Genomic DNA, 4393 nt, shown 5'->3' on the forward strand with positions numbered 1-4393 from the left:
ACCACCAGGGTTCGCACATGGATTTTCTGTGCTTGAAAACGAAACTATTTTTGCCTATAAGTGTACAGGATTATATGATAAAGAATCTGAGGGAGGAATTATTTGGAACGATCCTGATATTGGGATAGATTGGGGGATAAAATCTCCGGAACTATCGGATAAAGACGAGCTCTTACCCCGTTTTTCTAATTTTGAAAGTCCTTTTTAAATTGCTCAATTACACAAACAATCGTGGACAATTTATTTTATAATTCAAACTTCCTATTCCTAATATACTTCTGTTTCTTTTTTTGCAGTGTTATATTTTCTGCCCTTATAAATGGAATTTTTCTGAAATTTGCAAAAACACTTGGAATTCGCAATACCAATAACACAGTAATTAGGTGGGATCCGCAATCTAAGCCCGCATTTGGCGGGATTGCATTCTTTATTAGCTTTCTGTTCTCTATTGCATGTTATTCCATTTTTACGAGCCACGGATCTTACATACGCGATATTCAATTTATTGGACTCCTATTTACTACAACTTTGGCGTTCCTTATGGGGCTAGCTGATGATGCGTACAACACCAAGCCATTACTAAAGCTCTTCATTCAAATTAGTTGTGGTATTATTCTACTAATAACAAATACATCGATCCATCTCTTTTCAAGTGACATGTTGAATAATATCGTTACTGTTATTTGGGTTATTGGCATGATGAACTCAATAAATATGTTAGATAATATGGATGCAATAACTTCTAGTGTTAGTGCCGTAATTATTCTAGCAGCAATATCTATAATCCTACTAAAAGAAGATTATTCGAGTATCTATCTGTTAATGTTAATTGGTGTTTTGGCATCTCTAATAGGCTTTTTGTTTTTTAATTGGCATCCATCCAAAATGCATATGGGAGATACGGGAAGTCAATTCCTTGGTTTACTACTTGCTTTTATTGGAATTACTTATTTCTGGAATGGAGAAGATATTGAAGGGAACAAAATAATATCAAAACAAATCTTGTCGACATTATTAATTTTTATTATTCCTCTAACAGATACGATTACAGTAATCATTAATCGCTTACTTCGAAAACAATCTCCTTTTGTCGGAGGACGAGACCACACAACACATTTCCTTCATTATTTAGGCATGACCGATCGACAAATTGCTTTAGCGTTTACTGGATTAACTCTTATTTCCCTGATGATGAGCGTTTTCTTTATTAATTATGTAAAAACTTGGAATACTAACTTTATAATTCTGTTTTCAAGCTATATCATGGCTATATTTGGGTTATTATATTATGCAACGAAATACAAACATAAAGATTGACAAAACCTCCTCTCAGCTATGAATAAAAACTTGATTTATATAGCTGCCACCGTTACCAGCTCGCTAATTATTTACAATCTTTTTATCTTTTCAATTTCAAATACAACCGAAGATGAAAACTATCTAAAGGACTTTAATGAGAGCTATAAAATCTTCGCAATTCCACCACCTCACAATATAACTTTCGCAGGTGAAATGGTACCAATGCATCGAAAAGATGTACAAGAAAAATTAGACAAGGAACTACTCGTTAACACATACTGGCAATCTAAATCTGTGTTATTATTAAAGAAAACAGCTAGATGGTTTCCTGTAATTGAACCTATTCTTAAGAAGAATGGTATTCCTTTAGATTTTAAATATTTGCCTATGATCGAAAGCGGATTTGAGCATGTTGTATCTCCTGCAAAAGCAAGTGGATTTTGGCAAATTATGGAATCAACAGGAAAAGGAGGAGGATTAGAAATTAGAAGTGAAGTAGACGAAAGATACCATCTAGAAAAAGCCACTCAACTGGCCTGTGATTATTTAAACAGATCATATAAAAAATATAAAAACTGGACGCTATCAGCAGCCTCCTATAATATCGGAATGAGGAATTTAAACACCAATATGGAATTCCAAGATGTAGATAATTATTATGATTTGCTTTTAAACGTTGAAACAGGCCGGTATGTGTATCGCTTAATAGCAATGAAAAGAATTTATAAGAATCAAATAGAACATGGTTATCAATTAAGAGATAAGGATTTATACAATCCTATTGAGACTTATACCGTAGACATTGATTCTACGGTGCAGCTAGTTGACTTTGCTCACAGCCAAGGAGTTTCATACAAAGTCATTAGAACTTTCAACCCTTGGCTAAGAAAATCTACACTTACGGTATCGAATGGAAAAACATATCATATTAAAATACCTAAGAACAAAGCTGAATTTTGCACACCTCTTGATATTGAAGAAATTAGCACAGCTGATTCTAACTTAACTGATTCATCATCAATTAAGGCCATTCAAATGGACACATTGTCCAAGGACTCCCTATAAGTACAAGTAATAATACAGTCGTCGAAAATGAAATTCGAGGTAACAAATGAAACTCAATATTTAGAAGTTATTGGCGCGAGAACGCACAACTTAAAGAATATCGATTTAAAAATACCACGAAACCAACTTGTGGTATTCACCGGGTTAAGTGGAAGTGGCAAGTCTTCATTGGCATTCGATACGATATATGCCGAAGGGCAAAGAAGGTATATAGAAACCTTTTCATCCTATGCTAGGCAATTTTTGAATAAATTAGAACGTCCGGATGTAGATAAAATATCAGGTCTATCACCAGTAATCTCAATCGAACAAAAGTCCGTTAACAAAAACCCACGTTCTACTGTAGGTACAATTACAGAAATCTATGATTTTTTCCGACTTCTTTTTGCCCGGGCAGGCATAGCACATTCTTATAATACCGGAGAAAAAATGCTCCAGTACAGCGAAAAGCATATTCATGAACTTATAATAGACAAGTACAAAGCAAAAGAAATCCTAATTCTTGCAGCCGTTGTTAAGGGAAGAAAAGGACATTACCGCGATCTATTCCAGAAGATCCTCAAACAAGGGTTTTTAAAAGTACGTGTTGATGGAGAAGTCATGGAGATGACTCACAACATGCAATTAGATCGATTTAAAATACACGATATCGAAATCGTGGTGGATCGCCTTATTTTAGAAGAATCTAATTTCAAAAGGGTTTCAGACTCTATTCAACTAGCAATAAACTTAGCTAGTGGTATTGTTAGCATACTTGATGTTGGATCTAATAAAATACAATTTTACAGTAAATACTTAATGTGCCCAACAACAGGTATTTCTTATAAAGAACCTGCACCAAACCTCTTTTCATTCAATACACCATATGGCGCATGCCCTAAATGCAATGGACTTGGAGAAATTTCCGAAATAGATCAGGAAAAAATCATTCCTGATAATAATCTCTCCATTAAAGAAGGAGGAATATCGCCAGTTGGCAAATACAAAAACAGTTGGATTTTTAAGCAAATAGAAGCTGTTGGTGCTAAATATGATTTTAATTTAGAAACACCATTAAAAGATATTTCCGTAAACGCTTTGAATGTACTTCTTCATGGATCGGATGAAGTATTTATGGTAAAGGAAGATTTGAATTTCGAAGGAAGAAGTTTCACACTAAATTTTGAAGGAATAATAAGTTTCATAGCAAGACATAAAGAAAATGTCAAATCTTCCAGCATGAAAAAATGGATGGATGGCTTCATGAATAAAATAGATTGTCCAGATTGCCAAGGAGCAAGACTAAACAAAGAGTCTCTCCATTTTTTTATCGACGGAAAAAGCATTGCAGATGTAGCCGGAATGGATTTAGGTGACCTATCCCAATGGTTAAATAATATCGAAGACCGTCTCGATAAAAGACAAAATAAAATTGCTGTTGAGGTCTTAAAAGAAATTAGAAACAGAGTCAGATTCATTCTAGATGTAGGACTCAACTACTTACAACTTAATCGCAGTTCAAGAACATTATCTGGTGGCGAGGCTCAACGTATCAGACTTGCAACACAAATTGGCTCTCAACTTGTTAATGTATTATACATATTAGACGAACCAAGCATCGGTTTGCACCAAAGGGATAATGGCAGATTAATCGAGTCACTTAAAAAGCTAAGAGATGTTGGAAATTCAGTTATTGTTGTTGAGCACGATAAAGACATGATACTATCTGCAGATTACGTAGTGGATATTGGTCCAAAAGCTGGCAGTAATGGAGGATATATTGTTGCAGAAGGAAACCAAGACCAATTTCTCAGAAAAGGATCCATTACTTCCGAGTATCTTCAGAATATTAAAAAAATTGAAATACCCCTATCAAGAAGAGAAGGGTCAGGCAAAAGTTTAATTATTCAAGGTGCTAGTGGTAATAACTTAAAAAATATTGATGTAGAATTCCCATTAGGCAAACTAATTTGCGTTACAGGAGTCTCAGGTAGTGGCAAAACCACACTTATTAATGAAACATTATTTCCAATATTAAATCAATTCTTAT

Annotated in this window: 4 protein-coding genes; all 4 read left to right on the top strand. The window is 34.3% G+C overall.

Features of this window, described 5'->3' with window-relative positions; all coding sequences use genetic code 11:
- Window positions 1-208, top strand: a 208-nt coding sequence (locus HRT72_13200; protein NQY68664.1) for a dTDP-4-dehydrorhamnose 3,5-epimerase family protein, incomplete at its 5' end; no start/stop codon positions are given.
- Between the two features lie 332 nt (window positions 209-540).
- Window positions 541-1317, top strand: coding sequence for an undecaprenyl/decaprenyl-phosphate alpha-N-acetylglucosaminyl 1-phosphate transferase (locus HRT72_13205; GenBank protein ID NQY68665.1), 777 nt, complete (start codon window positions 541-543; stop codon window positions 1315-1317).
- Between the two features lie 18 nt (window positions 1318-1335).
- Window positions 1336-2364, top strand: a complete 1029-nt coding sequence (locus HRT72_13210; protein ID NQY68666.1) for a lytic transglycosylase domain-containing protein — start codon at window positions 1336-1338, stop codon at window positions 2362-2364.
- A 27-nt stretch (window positions 2365-2391) separates the two neighbouring features.
- Window positions 2392-4393 (top strand): excinuclease ABC subunit UvrA (gene uvrA, locus HRT72_13215; GenBank protein ID NQY68667.1); only part of this gene is annotated, 2002 nt, incomplete at its 3' end.

This window comes from Flavobacteriales bacterium, assembly GCA_013214975.1.
Lineage (GTDB): Bacteria > Bacteroidota > Bacteroidia > DT-38 > DT-38 > DT-38.